Origin of the sequence: Vibrio sp. 10N.261.52.C11, assembly GCF_041471405.1 — a bacterium.
GTDB classification, from domain to species: Bacteria; Pseudomonadota; Gammaproteobacteria; order Enterobacterales; family Vibrionaceae; genus Vibrio; species Vibrio crassostreae_C.
In genome coordinates, this window is sequence record NZ_JBFROI010000023.1 from 64276 (window position 1) to 80733 (window position 16458).

Genomic DNA, 16458 nt, shown 5'->3' on the forward strand with positions numbered 1-16458 from the left:
AATTGGTGACATAAAATACTTATGTCACCTGATTTTTACGGAGTGATCTCCTCACCAGTTTCTACATTGAGCTTAAAAGACTGGCCCGCATGGGCAAGTATCAAAGTATTTTCGTCAGTTAACACGTAATCTATTGGTTGTTTTAAGCAACTCATAACCACTTGATGTTGCTGCTGTTCTTCTATGAACCATTCTAGATGTTTAATATCTTTCTGAGCGTCAGATTCAACATTCCCTTTGAAACCATCACCGTCATCAATTTCACTTGTTAACTTAACTACACAAGAAGGATCACTCATCATTCCAAGATAATAAGTTTCTTGTTCATGGTACAAATCAACACTCCCCCCCTTAATAACAACTTCGAGCGGGGTATGGGCTCGCCATTGCATCGATTTGGGTTCAGATAGCCTAATGTTGTCGACAATAACGACCCCGTTATCTGCAACTTGTATTATTGTTCGCACAAACGACTCACAACTCTCATAAGCATTCGCGAGATCTAGAACGACACATTGAAACTCATTGCTATCAATTCGAGTGATTACTGTTGCTTGAGCTGTTGCGCAATCTATCTTCTGACCTTCAGTCGCGTTGGTAACGCTATCGTCTAAATTGACACCACCAAATAAGGGTAAATTATGCGCCTGCGTAGTTCGAGTCCATAAACTATGATGTTTGCTACCAAACCTATAGCCATAACTGCCACTCGGAGTAAGAACATTAACGCCATCATCGACTAGTGCAACATTCCCTTGATCAGCATGGCGATGAGAACTATTACCAAACTTACTTGCTCGGTAGTACACCGACATTTTACTATGGGCAGTTTTACCTAACCCTGCGTATGAATAGTAAATGTTGTTCGACGCAGGGCTCACACACAGAGCAGTCTCGTCAGAAACAAACGCCTCATTTGAAGTCATTAACGTATTAGAAACGGTTGAATGTTGACCCGATTTTTCAAATTGTAACTGCGGATACGTCGGTACTATATCTAATAAATGGAGCTTGTAAGTCTCAATATTGGACTCTAACTTCTTGGACTCTAATATCGACTTCGTACAACCATACCGTGGTGCATATATTCTGAGTGGATTTTGCGCAAAGAAACCAGGCCACTCTTTACCTTCTCTCTTGCACCAGAAGCCATCACCAAAGGGATGAATTCGATCGTTATTCGCCACAAAGTCCAAAGCAAACTTAACGTAATTCTTATAAAACGGGTGATTATAGAAAGAAAAGCCACTTAAACGCTCAACCGACAAGAAAAACGGATGGTGCCACTTGGTATAGGAAGAAGAATAAAAAGGCCCCTCAACCCAACTGCCATCTTTTCCGCCATAGAAAGGCAACACACCTCGGTAAATCATTAAGGCGTAATTAAGCCAACGTTCACAAGTTTTAAGTTCAAACTCTTTGTGTAACACAAGGGCAGCAACGCCTAAGTAAGCAGGCAAACGCGATGTATGTGAATGTCCCGGGTACTGTTTAAACTTATCTTGCTCTAAGCGCTCTTCCATTTGATAGGCATATCGAATTAAGAGCGGCCTGACGAATGAACACTCGTCGGTCGTCAGCAATGGAGACAACCAATGATAGGCAAGATACAAATTTCGCGTCATTGACAGGCCAATTTCATCTCCCCACGTACAAGGCCTTAACAGTGACGCCGGGCCTTCAGGGCTCCACTCGGATAAGCGCAATAAAATTTGGCATGCCTTATGTCCTGCCATCTCATCACCCCACACCTTATATAGTAATGTTAGTGCGATAAGATCGCGATCAATCCAACGTCTTACGTTAGCGATAGCTGTACGCTTCCCTTCTTCATTACCACGGCGATAATGATTAGAATATAAAATGTCATCTATATCAGTTAGTTCAACACTATTGCGTAACTTGTCTCTTGCACTTAATGAAGCATTGCTGACTGCGTCAATATCTTCATCGAGATACATCATAAACTGGTCTTTATTAGTACACAGTGAGAATAGTGACATAGCGTCCGGTGCCAAGTAGTTTTCTGACTCCGTCGTGATTTCAAAAACAATCCAATCAGATTTTGCTAGAGTATTGAGGCAAGTCACTCTCCAGCGATAGCTACCTTGAGGTAACTGAAATGTCGGTTGTAAAGGAGACTGCACCGATTTCCAATCCCATTTTTGCTCACCGTCTTTGTCTTCAAGTTCGATGTTATATGCAGAACCATACTCTCCTTGAGGCCAATTGAAACTTGGGGGATTGACTGAGGAAATTTCGTTACAAGGCGACAAAAAAATTTGGAAATCATGCGTTCTTTCTAGTTGTAGCATGTGTTACTCCTCTATTTCGACCAATGATATTGCCCTGTCTCTGCATCAATATGACCAATTTGCTTCGCTGGGGTCCCTGCAAAAATCGAATATGGGGGCACATCGGATGTCACTACCGAATTAGCACAAATCAATGAACATTTACCGATGCTCACTCCTGGAGTGACAACAACACCAGATGTCAACCAAACACCCTTTGCGATTGTGACCTTTCCGCTTTCCAAATCACTACGACCACTAAAGCTCTCTGAAGTCGGGTCAAATAAATGATTAGACGCAACGACAGAAACATGTGGCCCTACCAAAACGTCTTCACCAACCTCCACATCACCATTAATGTAGCTGTATAGGCCTATATAACTTCGTGTTCCGATTTGGTTTTCACCAATGCGAACGATAGCTCCTGGAGCAACTCGAACATTATTGTTGGTGAAGCCTAAGATTTGAGCTCTCGACTCGTCATCATGTTTATTATTACTTTGTGTTGTATATAGGGTGAATTTTCTAAATTCCTCATCCGAAAGTTCACCGCCAAATTTTTGTTGAACCGACATATCATCACCTATAAATAAAGGGAAGTAACAGTAACGACTTCCCTTATTGATTATCAATATTTTCACTGACACTAAATAAGCTAATCCGATAATATCCCTGGGTTAGCTTAATTTAAAAACCCAATATCGAATTGAAAACACATTAATTAAAATGAGACCGAGTCAATGCATACTCGACACCACGAATCTCAGCTAAGCCTTTTAAACGGCCTATGCAAGAATACCCTGGGTTTGTTTTTTTATTTAAGTCGTCAATAATTTGGTGACCATGATCAGGCCGCATTGGAATTAAATCACTTTGTCCATTATTAGTACGACGATTTTCTTCTTTAAGAAGTGCAAATATCACTTCATACATATCAACATCACCATTGAGATGAGCTGCTTCATGGAAGTTGCCGGGTTCTTCTTCGCGCTTTGTTGAACGCAGATGCGTGAAATAAATTCGATCACCAAAAGTTTCAATCATCTTCACAAGATCGTTATCGTCTCGCACGCCATAAGACCCGGTACACATAGTAATACCGTTCATTTTGCTCGGTACACGATGCGTCAAGAATTCGATATCTTCAATCGTAGATACCACTCGCGGTAAACCAAGAATTGGGCGTGGTGGATCATCAGGGTGAATGGCCAACTTCACGCCGTACTCTTCACACACTGGGGTAATTTCGTTTAGGAAGTAAACTAAATTTTCACGTAACTTATTGCCGTCAATGTGTTGGTACTGATCCAGTTGCTCTCTAAACTGCTGAAGAGTATAGCCTTCTTCCGCACCTGGTAGACCAGCGATGATATTCGATGTTAGCTGTGCAATTTTGTCATCAGGCATGTTAGAAAAACGAGTTCGAGCAAGTGCAATGTCTTCTTTTGAATACTCTTCATGTGCACCTTCTCGTTCTAGTATGCATAGCTCAAAAACAGCAAAGTCAATATGGTCAAACCTTAATGCTTTTGAGCCATCTGGGAGTACATACTCTAAATCTGTTCTCGTCCAATCAAGAACTGGCATAAAGTTATAGCAAACTGTATCAACTCCGCATTCAGATAAATTGATAATAGATTGCTTATAGTGCTCTATCCATTGAATGAAATTTCCAGTTTGAGTCTTGATCTCTTCATGAACAGGGATACTTTCGACAACTTCCCATGTAAGTGAATTTTCTTCTATTAACTTTTTACGTTTTAGTATTTCTTCTTTAGACCATATTTCACCATTCTTAATATGATGTAATGCCGTTACGATTCCTGTTGCCCCAGCCTGACGAATATCATTAAGCGTTACAATATCATTTGGACCATACCATCGCCAAGTTTGCTTCATAAGTTATTACCTATTATTAATTTTTTTGATGAAGCCTTATTAAGGCTTCATCTGATATTTTATTTAATTAGACAGTGTAAGCTTTTAGTTTTACATCATTTAACTTACCAGCTCGTAGTAATAGCCAAGATATAAACCCGACAATCGCTGCCATTAATACAAATAACATTCTTCCCCACATAGGGTTTGGTATCAGCGTTAATAGGAGAAGCGCTGCACTTGTCGCCAATAACACTCGACCAAGTAAAATGTACTGTTGTCTATCAGCTTCGAAGCTTTGAGGCGAATCTTCTACAATTACTGGAGTTTCTGCATTACTAAAGAACTCTGCGATTTCTTCAGCACGCTTACCTGTTGGCTCTTTATAGAAAAGTTGAGTCAGCAAGAAGAAACCACCTGTGATAATAATGTGCCCTGTTACGCCCATGGTTATCGATTTCATTTCAGCGAATTCACGACTAGACAATGGTTCAGATAAATTAAACAGGCTTTCGATCATTGGTGCATTTGTTGAAGCAATAACGGCTGAAACACAAGCGCCTACGGCAATGGTTGCCCAACATGACCAATCTGGAGTCTTCTTGATAAAGAAACAAAGCAGTGACGGAATAAGCACAGGGAACGCGACAAGCGTACTCACCATCATAAGTGCATCAAATAGACCAAAATCTTGCAGTTTGCTCATGAACAAGCCACAAACAATAATCAACAAGCCGAATACCACGGTAGAAACTTTACTTGCAAACAAGATCGATTTATCTGATTTGTCTTTTGCCATGTAAGGTTCATAAACGTTTTTAATGAATATGCCGGCATTTCTATTTAATGCAGAGTCCATTGACGACATGGTTGCAGCAAACATAGCTGACATCATCAAGCCAACCATCCCAACGGGCATCTCGTTACGAACGAAGACAAAATAAGTGGCATTAGAAATATCTTTGCCTAGAACATCGAGGCCCCATGTAGACATATCTGGGTAATTTCCGCTTACATACCAAGCAGGAAGGAACCAAATGAAAGGTCCAAACGCCATTAGACAACACGCTAGGATTGCAGCTTTACGTGCATTATTAGTATCTTTTGCTGCAATATAGCGGTAAGAATCAATCATATTGTTTGTACTGAAGAACTGTTTGATGAAAATACAGATAAACCAGCCAACAAATAAGTAAGTATAGCTATACCCTTCTCCAACAAACCCTTGATCAGGCAAACCCGCTTCTAGGATTGGTGCTACACCACCAGATTTGTATATCGCTACGATTGTCGCTATGAAGGTAACAACAGTAATGATGATCATCTGTATAAAGTCTGATGCAACTACAGCCCAACTTCCGCCGACCAGAGACATAAGAAGTACAACCATACCCGCAGCAACTATCGTTGTTTCAATTGGGATATTAAATACCGCACTTGCAAAGATCGCTAATGCATTCAGCCATAGCGCAGCCTGAAGTACACTCGACGGTACCGTCGCCCACGTTACAACTTGCTCGCTAACAGGACCAAAACGTTTGCGAATGCCTTGGATTGGACTGATAACTCGCATCTGTCGAGCTCTTGCAGCAAAGAATAAGTAGTTACAAAAGTAACCAAGAGCATTCGCAAAAAAGATAACAGAGATGGATAAGCCAACATCAAGAGCTTTTCCCATTACGCCAGTAAACGTCATAGCACTCAGTGCTTGAAGAAATGCTGTGGACCCAACCATCCACCACAACATTTTGCCTCCCCCCCTAAAGTAATCACTTGTCGATGACGTTGCTGATCGAAACATCCAACCTACTCCGAGGAGGAAAACGAAGTAGCCTATAACTATAAGTATATCGATATTCATAATGATCCCTAACCGTGATATTTAAAAACTAAACACCTTTCGCTTTCTTTTATATCGCCCCTAGATATTGGCTGTCAAAATTGGTCTACCAATTGGTTGACACTTCTCACAAAAAAATAAATCTCTGATGATATGCCGTTTAAATAATACAAATGAATGTTACTCTCTAATGGTAATTTTTATAGCCGTCTGATTTTAAAAATTGGAGTGAGAGTGCGGAAGTATGAATAAAAATGTTTTAAATCAATACTTAAAAGAAGAACAGAGAATTGTTCACATTGGCTTAGGGGCTTTTCATCGAGCTCATCAAGCTTTATATACAAGCGAATTGTTAGACAATAAAAAGTCTAACTGGACGATCTGTTCCATTAACTTATTTGGTTCACAATCGCTTATTCAGCAGTTAAGAGAGCAAGGTCATTGCTACACTGTTTTGGAGAGAGGTGCGACAAGCGAACAAATAAAAATATCAAAGGCAATCACTCAATCCTTACATCCAGATCTAGACGGTCAGTCGACTATCATCGAAAAAATTGCGAATCCAAACGTTCGTATAGTCTCAATGACTATCACAGAAAAAGGCTATTGCATTGAACCAAGTACTGGCTCTCTTGATGTTAACAATCGTCTCATCCAGCTCGATCTCGACTCACCTTCTCGTCCAGTGTCCGCCATCGGTTATATCGTTGAAGGTTTAAGACTCAGAAAAGAAAGGAATATTAACGCGTTCACCGTATTGTCTTGCGACAATATTCAAAACAATGGAGAAGTAGCGAAGTCGGCTATTCTTAGTTTTGCAAAATTGGTCGACTTGGAGTTGTATTCTTGGATAGAGGCTAATGTCACATTCCCAAACACTATGGTAGACCGTATTGTTCCAGCGGCGAGTAAAGAAAGCTTATCTTATATAGAAACAGCTATCGGCTACTCGGATCCATGTGCCATCGCTTGTGAACCTTTTCGACAATGGGTAATAGAAGATAAGTTTGCAATTGGTCGACCAAATTGGGATGAAGTGGGCGCGCAATTTGTCGATGATGTCATACCTTTTGAAGAGATGAAGCTACGCATGCTAAATGGTAGTCACTCACTTCTTGCGTACTTGGGATACTTGAGTGGTTATAAGTATGTGTCAGAAGCGATTTCAGACCCATATTTTAAGAAGGTGATTCTAGACTTCATGATGAATGAGCAAACGCCTTCATTGTCGTTACCAAAGGAAACTGACATTGCAGCTTACGCAGATTCGCTGATTGAACGTTTCTCTAACCCAAATTTAAAACACCTTACCTCTCAGATAGCAATGGACGGAAGTCAGAAATTACCACCACGACTTTGTGAATCTCTCAAATATAACCGTGAAAATGCTGTTCAAACAACTTGGTTAGAGTTGGGCATTGCAGGGTGGATGGCTTATGTGATTGGCATGGATGACAACGGCGATGCTATCGAGGTTCATGATCCAATGGCTGGCGTGTTCAAGCAAATCAAACAAGAAAGTAAAACGCCTCGTGAAGCTGTCATTTCTTTATTAAGCATTGATGGTATTTTTGAATCTAGCCTTCTTGCAGATGCCGAATTCGTAAATAAGATAGTCGACCTTTTCGAATGTATTCAAGAGGTTGGTGCAATGCAAACTTTACATAACTTAACAAAAACACTGAACTTAAAGGGCTAGGCATGGAATACAAAAATAAGTTGATTCGATTTGGTCAGAACCGCGTTTGGCGCTCTTACAGTGGTGGTAAGGTTTTAGACCAAATTAATAACGAAAGCGTTCCGGTCGACTCTCATTTTCCTGAAGACTGGATTGCATCGGTCACTAAAGCCGTTAACCCAGGTCGAGAAACAATCAGTGAAGGTCAATCAACTGCGATTATCGGCGATCACTCACTCGATTTCGCCGAATTATTAGATCTAGATCCTGAGTATTTTTTAGGTAAAGAGCACTTCAGTAGATTCGGTCCTAACCCTATGGTTTTGATTAAGTTTCTAGACTCTTCAATTCGCTTACATTTCCAAGCACACCCAACCAGAGAGTTTGCCCAAAAGCACCTAGATTCAAATTCAGGCAAGGCTGAAGCCTACTATATTTTACAAGTTCGTGAGGAGATTGATGATCCTTATATTTATCTCGGATTTCAGACGCCTCCGACTAAAGAAACGTTGAAAGAGATCATTGTTGAACAAGACATTAACCGACTGAAAACTTGCTTCGAAAAAATCAAAGTATCTCCTGGTGAGTGTTACTTTATTCCAGGAGGAATGCCTCACGCGATTGGCGAAGGCATTCTAATGATTGAGATAATGGAACCATCGGACTGGGCTGTTCGATTTGAGTTTGAACGAGCTGGTTATACACTTCCTGAAGAAGCTCGCTACATGAAGCGAGATTTGGACTTTTGCCTTGATGTTTTTGACTATTCAGAGAAGTCGGTTGAAGCTGTGGCAACTCAGAACAAAAAGACACCTCAACTATTAACAGCTTATGCTGACGGATCGGTAAAAGAGTCTCTCATTGATGACAAAACAACCGACAGATATCGAGTTTGTCGCACAAAAGTCATTAGCAGCATCACCAAATCTGAGAACGACTTTTATGTCGGTGTTATTGCTGCTGGCAGTTGTACGATTAAATTAGACGAAGAAATTTTAGTACTCAATAAGTACGATAAATTTTTCTGCCCGGCTGGCATTGAAAATATCACGATAGAAACAGACGATGGCGTCGAGATTATTGAATGCTACCCACCATTAACGAATTAATCCTGAGTTAACGTATTGAAATGGAACCAATAAAACTTTATTACGACGCCTTTATCTTTGATATGGATGGAACATTAGTAAACTCCGAGCCGCTCAAAGGCCAAGCATTAGCGCTGACCTGTAAAGACTATGGTTCCATCGTTGACCACCGTATTTATCAAAATGTAATGGGTATGAAATGGGAAAATGTCGTTCAGTATTTTTTCAAAGTTGGAGAAATCGAACCAGAGAGACAAGAGTTTAACGATAAATTTAAGGAACATTATCAATTACTCCTTTCACAAAGATTATCTATCAATAAAGGTGTCGTTGGCCTCCTACAGCAACTAAAATCTTCTGGGAAGCGATGTGCGGTTGTAACTTCTGCGCAACAGTGGATGGCTAACCAAATACTGGAAGCTTGTAAACTTGAGCACTTGTTTGATCTTGTTATCGCTAAAGAGCATGTTTCAATGCACAAGCCAGATCCGGAAGCTTATTTGTTGGCGCTATCTAGATTAAATGTAACCGCAAGTAAAACCATTATCTTTGAAGACTCGGCTCCAGGACTTCAGGCTGGTTTAGCTAGTGGTTGTGAAGTCATTGCATTTCAACATTCTTTCAACATAAACAATGATTTTTCAGGTGCGTTAAAAATCATTGATGATTTCTCACTTGTCAGTTAAGACCAAAATGCTCACCCTAAGTTTATTTGACTTATTGTATGACATATATCACAGCAACTTGTACCCAAATGATATTAAAATAGAAATCCCCCACTCAAAGATAAAGAGACGAATGAACACTACCACCACTCTTGTTTATGACACTTTGAAAAGCCTTGCTGCTCACGCTCCTGAGCAACATGCCGAGATTCGCCAGCGTTTATATGAGCAGTTGAGCCTGCCATTTAACAAGCAGCTCTCGTTATACGCTAATGTGCTTGGTCCTATCAGCTCAGGTAAGTTAGCGGGATGCGACAATATTGATAAAGCGGTTGAACTGGCACTGGATGTGCTGGAAGGCCGAAATAAGTAGTCCCCCCTTTAATACGTAATATAACGGCCCAGATCTTCCCCCAGATCGGGCCGTTTTTTTATTCTCGTCATTTATCTATTTGAATTTCAGGCACAAAAAAGGCGTAGATGATCCACGCCTTTTGTTTTAGTAAGTTCTATGTTGTTTATGAAGTCTTGAACTGCGCGACCGCTTGGTCCATATCGTTCGCTTGCTCTGCTACCTTGTCCACTTCAACTAAGCAATGCTGCGCCGAAGCGTTATTGTCGTTCGAGATAGTGTTCAGCTCAGTAATTGAGTCACTCACTTGCGCCATTACTGCGCCCTGCTCTTCAATCGCTGAAGCAATACGTTCTGAATTACCTTGGATGCTTTCCATGTCGCTCAAGATAAGTTGCAAGCTCGCATCCAGCTCTTCCGAATCTTTCAGCGTTAGTTGACCTTGTTGATTACACTCGCCAATCTCTGCCATCGACGCCTGCATCTGGCTTTGAATTGCACTCACCACTGAAGTTATCTCTGTGGTCGATTGATGCGTTCTGCTTGCTAGTGCGCGTACTTCATCGGCAACTACCGCAAAGCCACGACCTTGTTCACCCGCACGTGCTGCTTCAATTGCTGCGTTCAATGCCAATAGGTTAGTTTGTTCTGCAATGCCTTGGATGATGTTTACTGCATCGCCGATCTGGTCAACATGATGGTTCAGTGAACTGATCGAATCTTGGCTGCTTGAAAGACGTTCAGACAACTGGGTGATGTTGCTGATGGTTTCAACCACCACTTCACGGCCTTTATCGGCATTCACTTTCGCTTGATGTACACCTTCAGCGGCAACCGATGTGCTTTCAGAGATCTCGCCAATGGTGAGTACCATCTCTTGAACTGACGTTGTCATTGTAGATGTGTGATTTGCTTGAACTTCAAACTGTTTGATTACTGACTCTAGCTCATCATGCATGTTCGATGTGCTTTGTGTCAGTTGCAGTGACTTAGATTGAGAGGCAGCGATAAGCCCTTCCAGTTGATCCAACAGTTGGTTGAAGTATTGGCCTAAAGTGCTGAGTTCGTCTTTGCCATCAAGGTGCGAACGAATAGACACGTCGTTTGAGTTAACGATATTACGGATAACCGAAAGCAGTGACTCAATTTTGCCAATGATAGAACGGACGATTAACCAGCTGAACAGAATGATCGACACAAGTAGTGTGACGCAAAGGATGTTGTTGATCAGCGATAGTTTGTCCATCTCTTGCTGCGTTTGTTGGTCTAGCACCGCCGAGAATTCTTTAAACTGAGTCTCGATAACGTGCGAACCAGAACGCGCTTCGCCTAGCAGGCCTTCGTTATGCTTCAAACCGATCACGCGCTTTTGCTCAACCACTTGGCGAGCAGCGTCTATCAAAGCCGCTGAGCTACTCATATTTGAAGTTATAGAAAGAACACTCGGGTCAAACTCCCCCTTCTCAATTAAGTCATTGAACAGGTAAAGCTCGATTTTTTGTTCCGCACTGGCTGTCGCGCTGATGTTATCGAGCAAAACATGAAACTCGCCTAGCATACCTTTGTCACGTGATAGCCCATAGACTTCGCTCGCTTTAACTAAGTTAACAAAGCTGGTGTGGTAAGTTTCGATGTCTTCACGTAAGTGTGTGCTGTTGGCTAAACCTAAATCACTGAGCACTGTATCTAGCTCAGATTCAGACGCTAAGAATTTTTTGTAGTTTACGTCGAACTTGTCGAGGTATTTCATATCGCTACGCAGTAAAAAATCTTTCTCGTTACGGCGAAGGTTGAGCAAACGCACTTCAAGCTCTTTGGTAATTTGTTTGGCTTCGCTCATTTGAGCGGTGGTGTCTGCAAATTGTGATGTGGTAAACAGCAGTGAAATCATGCCGAAGATGGAGAACATCCCCAACGAATAGAGCTTTTTCTTTATATTCATATACGTGGCTCGTCTTTACTAAATTAACTATGAGTATCTAAATAAATCGCATCAAAGAATGGATATCCAACTTGCGCGACCTGGTTATTGTTATATTTTTTGTATCAGTAATGAGCACTAAATCTAGCGACTGTTCATCCCACCAGCAGTGACATTCTCAATGGTATTCAAACAGAGAATGAATCTTTTCACTAAAGATAAAAGCATCAATAACACAAATTGAATACATGTACATTAGTTGAATGATAAAAGTGAGAGACAGCTATTTGACGGAACATAAATGGCTTGAATGTCATGGTATACAAGGCATTGAATTAAAAGACTTTGACGCACATTTGGATGCATTATTTATGATGACATTTTTTTGGCTCTCCAGAAGAGCACGAACGAAGCGCAATATTGGAGGTTTTGACTTGGTTTTTAAACAGTGAATCCGTCTATTGATGATTGTACAGTAGAGCGTAAACGGCGAAAAAAATTGACCTACTCAATTCGAGTCAGGTCCATCTTTTGATTTTCTAGTCAATCGCTTTGCAGCTAAAGAGTTAGGTGCGAATTCAAGGGTGGCTAAAACGCTTTTACCATCTTGGTTAGGCACTTCAATAACACCGCTTTCTCGTCTTCTTCGATATCTTGCGTCAGCTCATTAACCAAATTCAAGTGAAGCTGATTGTGGTGAACGTGTATCTTCTGCCCTTCATCCGTCAAGGCAACCACAATCGCACGACGATCTGTTGGGTGTTCATGGCGCTCAATCAATTCAGCTTTAACCAACTTTTCTATTTGAACAGTAAGTGTACCCGTGGTAATACCCAACTTTTCAGCGAGCTCTTTCATTCTTAACGCACCATGCATACCAAGTACTTCAATGGTGTGTACTTGAGCCAGGGAATAACCCGTCTCTTTGACAACAGACTGCTCCCACGAAGACATTTTATCGTAGAACTCAGTCAGTATTTGGTTAAGCTGTTCTATATTTCGCATGGTCGTTTGAATGCACTTCAAGAGTAAGATGATTAATCTTATCAAACTTGGCGAGCATTTGTTTATATTCAGAGACGGTTTTATCACTGTTTGATTCAAGAGTAATCGCTGCTGAATAGTGATGCCCACTCACCTTCCACATATGGAAATCGGTGACCGACGCATAAGGCGTTAAGGTTTTGGTCACTGAGTCACGATAATCTTGGTCGATATTCTCATCCAGCAGGATTGGGCTGGTTTGTTTCATAAGGTTCATCGTCCACTTAGCAATCACGAATGCGCCAACCATTCCCATTGCTGCATCTAACCAGTTCCAACCGTAAAACTTACCAAATAGCAGCGCAACAATCGCAAGCAGCGAAGTTAGAGTATCCGCCAACACATGCATGTAGGCTGCGCGTAGGTTGTGATCATGATGGTGTCCGTGATGCTCGCCATGTTTATGACCATGGTCGCTGTCGTGCTCATGGCTATGTGAATGACCGTGCGAATGGCCATGGTTCTTGCTATGATCATGGCCATGCTCGTGTCCGTGATCATGATGGTGATCGCCAAGTAAAAACATACTCACCACATTCACAGTTAAACCAATACAAGCAACGATGATCGCTTCATTGAACTCAATCGCTTGTGGGTTAAACAAACGATGTACTGATTCCACCAGCATCAACAATGCCACAATCCCCAATGCAATCGCGCTGGTGTAGCCCCCTAACACGCTGACTTTGCCAGTACCGAAAGAGAAACGTTCGCTCTCGGCATGTTTCTTCGCATAACGGTATGCAAATAAGGTGATACCAAACGCTGCGGCGTGCGTCCCCATGTGCCAACCATCGGCAAGCAATGCCATCGAGCCGTAAATAGTACCTGCAACAATTTCGACAACCATGGTAACGACGGTCAATAACAGGACATAGAACGTGCGTTTCTCACCTTGACTTTTATGTGAAGAAAAGTTGTGTTGGTGACGTGTTGGAAAACTCAAAATGGCGTCCTTAGCTTGTGTTTGTGGTTAGATGATCGTTGCAAATAAAAGCCCTTTGATTGACAAGTAATTTGACAATCAAAGTAATAATTTGAAATTTAGTTTGATTGTCAAACTTTGTCAACGATGAATTTTGAAACTCTGATTTGCGGGACGAATAGTTGATGGTGAGCGCTAGTTTGTTCCAAAGATTATTGATTCAGTAAAAACGAGGCTTTCCAGGGACAAAAAAGCCCACTCGAGGTGGGCTGATTGAGTCAAACTCAATGATTGTATTTATTTGTTTTGCAATGAAATAATCTCATCATTCACCCAACCTAACAGCTGCTTGGTTGCTTTCGACAAGACTTGGTTCTGCCGAACAATATAACCAAGACTGGTGCTCGAGAAGTTGGTCAATGGTGTCACTTTCGAATGCAGGTGCTGCTTGGTTGATACCGCAAACTCCGGGACAATAGCCACACCAAATCCCGCTTCTGCCCAGTCGATTTGAGCATCGACACTCCCTACTTCCATCACCCTATAATTAGGTAGATTAAGGCTTGGTAAACCTTCATCAATAAAGTCACGCGTTCTCGTATCATGACCTAGTAGAATCAAAGTGAGCTCTGCATCAGAGTCTCGGATATCAACCCCATCGCCAAGCGCACACCAAGAAAGCTCTTGCAGCTTAGTGAAATACAAAGACTCGTTGTGCTGCTCTTTGGCGATAACAAAACCAATATCCGCTTGAGCATTTTTAACTAAATTCGATGCCTGAGATGACGTGGTATTCAAGAGCGTAAGGTCAATACCGGGATACTGCGCTTTGAACTTCTGGAACGGACGAATTAGCAAAAATCGAGAAATGATGTCACTTACGGCAATGGTTAACGTCCCTATTTTAAGGTCGTTAATGGCATTGAGATCGGCCTGACAAATCTGCAGTTCGAGTAGCGTTCTTTGGCTTGTTTCCAATAGCCGTTCACCCGCTTGAGTCAATTGAAAAGGGCTTCTCTCTATCAACTTTATGCGTGTTTGTTGTTCCAGTTGTTTTAGGTGCAAACTCACATTGGGTTGTGTCATGTGCAGTGCATTGGCCGCTTTCCCAAAATGCTTGTACTCCGCAAGCGTCACAAACGTCTTCAACAAATTAATATCGAGCATCATGTCCTCTCTCTCGTGTCACTAATATCATTCCCTAAAAGTAAAGAATGCCCCATCGTCATTCCCTACAGTGAGGAACGAACGTGATAGGGAATCTCGTTTGTAGCTTAAGACTTTAAGGATATATGAAATCCTTATCAAGATAATAAAGATAATTAATTTCTCTTATCCACCTTGTAGGCCTAACATGATTCCTCAATCAGTTAGGAGAAAAATTATGCCATCTATCGTTGTTGTGGGCGCAAACTGGGGTGATGAAGGCAAAGGCCGCATCGTCGATTTTTTAGCAGACCAAGCTTCTGCTAGCATTCGTTTCCAAGGCGGAAACAATGCAGGTCATACTGTGGTAAATGACTTCGGTACATTCAAACTGCACCAACTACCTAGTGGTATTTTTAATCCTAATTGTACGGCGGTTCTTGGCCCTGGCATGGTGATCAGCCCTGCTGCGCTAACTGAAGAGATTGCAGAAGTTCAAGAGGCTGGCATCAAAGTGAAAATGGCGATCTCAGATCGTGCGACACTGTGTCTCCCTTTACATGCTCTTGAAGATACGCTTGAAGAAGAGCGTTTGGGCGATGGCGCTTACGGCTCTACACGTCAAGGCATTGCACCAGCGTACGGCGATCGTGTAATGAAGAAAGGCATTCTTGTCGGTTGGCTGAATCAACCTGAAATTTTAGAGCAGCGTATTCAATTCCTACTTGATTGGAAGATGCCTCAGCTTAAAGCGCTCTACCCTCAATGTGACTTCTCCCAGACTGCTTCTGAAATGACAGAATGGCTACTTGAAGTAACTAAAGCATGGCGCCCGTTCATCTGCAACGTAACTGAGCCGCTTAAAGCGCTGCAATCACAAGACGCAAACCTACTGTTTGAAGCTCAGTTAGGCGCAGGTCGCGACCTTGTCTACGGTGAATACCCTTGGACAACATCTTCGAATGTAACCGCAGCTTATGCTGGCATTGGTAGCGGTTTACCTGCACTTCGTCCTGAACGTGTTATCGCTGTTGCTAAATCATTCAGCTCGTCTGTTGGTACTGGCACGCTAGTAACTGCAATGGAAGAACAAGACAGCTTCCGCGAAAGCTCTAACGAATACGGCGCAACTACGGGTCGACCACGTGATATGGGTTACTTTGATGCAGTGGCAACTCGCAACGGTGTTGACCTGCAAGCTGCAACGGAAATCGCACTGACTAAGATTGATTGCCTGTCTGGTTTGTCTGAGCTTAAGATCTGTACTGCTTACTCAGGAGAGCACACAGAGAACCCGATTTGGCCACAAACGGCTGAGCTAAAGCCCGTATATGAAGATATGGCTGGCTGGGATGAAGACATCACGGGTTGCCGCACGTTTGAGAGCCTTCCTCAAGCAGCACAAGATTACGTTACTCGTATCGAAGAGTTAATGGGTGTTCCAATCGTGATGGTATCGGTAGGTCCTGAGCGCGAGCAAATGATCATTCGAGCTTAGCTTAGAAGACGACAAGATCTACATCAAAGCCCACATTCAGTGGACTTTTTTGACTGTTCATAAAGAACGAGATAACACAAGGAATTACAGACACAAAAAAGCCCACACTAGGTGTAATGCCGATCAGTT

General features: G+C 42.0%; 13 protein-coding genes. 5 read left to right on the plus strand and 8 right to left on the minus strand.

Features of this window, described 5'->3' with window-relative positions; all coding sequences use genetic code 11:
* Nucleotides 1–35 precede the first annotated feature (35 nt).
* The 4 genes from AB4323_RS09310 to AB4323_RS09325 form a co-directional block, all read right to left on the minus strand.
* Nucleotides 36–2315 carry a heparinase II/III family protein gene (locus AB4323_RS09310; protein WP_372152230.1) on the minus strand — a complete coding sequence of 760 codons (2280 nt, stop codon included), beginning with the start codon at nt 2313–2315 and terminating at the stop codon, nt 36–38.
* A gap of 11 nt (nt 2316–2326) precedes the next feature.
* Entirely contained in the window at nt 2327–2869 is a 543-nt protein-coding gene (locus AB4323_RS09315; protein ID WP_065101257.1) for an acyltransferase, read from the minus strand.
* Between the two features lie 142 nt (nt 2870–3011).
* On the minus strand, nt 3012–4193 hold the full coding sequence (uxuA, locus tag AB4323_RS09320) for a mannonate dehydratase (RefSeq protein WP_065583620.1): 1182 nt from the start codon (nt 4191–4193) through the stop codon (nt 3012–3014).
* 67 nt (nt 4194–4260) lie between these two features.
* The gene (locus tag AB4323_RS09325) at nt 4261–6033 is read right to left on the minus strand and encodes a sodium:solute symporter family transporter (RefSeq protein WP_065583619.1); all 1773 of its coding nucleotides are present in this window, start codon (nt 6031–6033) and stop codon (nt 4261–4263) included.
* Between the two features lie 223 nt (nt 6034–6256).
* On the opposite strand from AB4323_RS09325, the gene AB4323_RS09330 reads away from it, so the two are divergent.
* The 4 genes from AB4323_RS09330 (at nt 6257) to AB4323_RS09345 (ending at nt 9816) form a co-directional block, all read left to right on the plus strand.
* Nucleotides 6257–7711 carry a mannitol dehydrogenase family protein gene (locus AB4323_RS09330; protein ID WP_372152231.1) on the plus strand — a complete coding sequence of 485 codons (1455 nt, stop codon included), beginning with the start codon at nt 6257–6259 and terminating at the stop codon, nt 7709–7711.
* A gap of 2 nt (nt 7712–7713) precedes the next feature.
* The gene (locus tag AB4323_RS09335) at nt 7714–8799 is read left to right on the plus strand and encodes a class I mannose-6-phosphate isomerase (RefSeq protein WP_065583617.1); all 1086 of its coding nucleotides are present in this window, start codon (nt 7714–7716) and stop codon (nt 8797–8799) included.
* A gap of 20 nt (nt 8800–8819) precedes the next feature.
* Nucleotides 8820–9464 (plus strand): HAD family phosphatase, encoded by a 645-nt coding sequence (locus tag AB4323_RS09340; RefSeq protein ID WP_065583616.1) that lies wholly within the window; start codon nt 8820–8822, stop codon nt 9462–9464.
* A gap of 112 nt (nt 9465–9576) precedes the next feature.
* Nucleotides 9577–9816, plus strand: coding sequence for a PAS factor family protein (locus tag AB4323_RS09345; RefSeq protein ID WP_004733935.1), 240 nt, complete (start codon nt 9577–9579; stop codon nt 9814–9816).
* Between the two features lie 145 nt (nt 9817–9961).
* Here the strand turns inward: AB4323_RS09345 and AB4323_RS09350 are convergent, their stop codons facing one another.
* The 4 genes from AB4323_RS09350 to AB4323_RS09365 all read right to left on the minus strand — a co-directional run bounded on the left by AB4323_RS09350 (nt 9962) and on the right by AB4323_RS09365 (nt 14855).
* A complete protein-coding gene (locus tag AB4323_RS09350) occupies nt 9962–11686 on the minus strand; it encodes a methyl-accepting chemotaxis protein (protein WP_029236381.1) in 1725 nt (574 codons plus the stop codon).
* Nucleotides 11687–12304: 618 nt separating this feature from the next.
* Nucleotides 12305–12721: a MarR family winged helix-turn-helix transcriptional regulator gene (locus AB4323_RS09355; protein WP_017059185.1), complete on the minus strand. Its 417-nt coding sequence runs from the start codon at nt 12719–12721 to the stop codon at nt 12305–12307.
* On the minus strand, nt 12699–13706 hold the full coding sequence (gene dmeF, locus AB4323_RS09360) for a CDF family Co(II)/Ni(II) efflux transporter DmeF (protein ID WP_372152233.1): 1008 nt from the start codon (nt 13704–13706) through the stop codon (nt 12699–12701). The genes AB4323_RS09355 and dmeF overlap by 23 nt, the downstream gene beginning before the upstream one ends.
* Nucleotides 13707–13982: 276 nt before the next feature.
* Complete coding sequence (locus tag AB4323_RS09365; protein ID WP_017068305.1) at nt 13983–14855, minus strand: LysR family transcriptional regulator; 873 nt, start codon at nt 14853–14855, stop codon at nt 13983–13985.
* A 214-nt stretch (nt 14856–15069) separates the two neighbouring features.
* Between AB4323_RS09365 and AB4323_RS09370 the strand changes: the two genes are divergently transcribed.
* A complete protein-coding gene (locus tag AB4323_RS09370) occupies nt 15070–16329 on the plus strand; it encodes an adenylosuccinate synthase (protein WP_017059182.1) in 1260 nt (419 codons plus the stop codon).
* The last annotated feature ends 129 nt before the right edge of the window (nt 16330–16458 follow it).

What these genes read in the sequence shown, in the direction of transcription:
- AB4323_RS09365 (WP_017068305.1), bottom strand. Translation starts at nt 14,855, where the DNA reads ATGATGCTCGATATTAATTTGTTGAAGACGTTTGTGACGCTTGCGGAG.
- AB4323_RS09355 (WP_017059185.1), bottom strand. Translation starts at nt 12,721, where the DNA reads ATGCGAAATATAGAACAGCTTAACCAAATACTGACTGAGTTCTACGAT.
- AB4323_RS09310 (WP_372152230.1), bottom strand. Translation starts at nt 2,315, where the DNA reads ATGCTACAACTAGAAAGAACGCATGATTTCCAAATTTTTTTGTCGCCT.
- AB4323_RS09315 (WP_065101257.1), bottom strand. Translation starts at nt 2,869, where the DNA reads ATGTCGGTTCAACAAAAATTTGGCGGTGAACTTTCGGATGAGGAATTT.
- AB4323_RS09340 (WP_065583616.1), top strand. Translation starts at nt 8,820, where the DNA reads ATGGAACCAATAAAACTTTATTACGACGCCTTTATCTTTGATATGGAT.
- AB4323_RS09345 (WP_004733935.1), top strand. Translation starts at nt 9,577, where the DNA reads ATGAACACTACCACCACTCTTGTTTATGACACTTTGAAAAGCCTTGCT.
- AB4323_RS09330 (WP_372152231.1), top strand. Translation starts at nt 6,257, where the DNA reads ATGAATAAAAATGTTTTAAATCAATACTTAAAAGAAGAACAGAGAATT.
- uxuA (WP_065583620.1), bottom strand. Translation starts at nt 4,193, where the DNA reads ATGAAGCAAACTTGGCGATGGTATGGTCCAAATGATATTGTAACGCTT.
- AB4323_RS09335 (WP_065583617.1), top strand. Translation starts at nt 7,714, where the DNA reads ATGGAATACAAAAATAAGTTGATTCGATTTGGTCAGAACCGCGTTTGG.
- AB4323_RS09325 (WP_065583619.1), bottom strand. Translation starts at nt 6,033, where the DNA reads ATGAATATCGATATACTTATAGTTATAGGCTACTTCGTTTTCCTCCTC.
- AB4323_RS09370 (WP_017059182.1), top strand. Translation starts at nt 15,070, where the DNA reads ATGCCATCTATCGTTGTTGTGGGCGCAAACTGGGGTGATGAAGGCAAA.
- AB4323_RS09350 (WP_029236381.1), bottom strand. Translation starts at nt 11,686, where the DNA reads ATGATTTCACTGCTGTTTACCACATCACAATTTGCAGACACCACCGCT.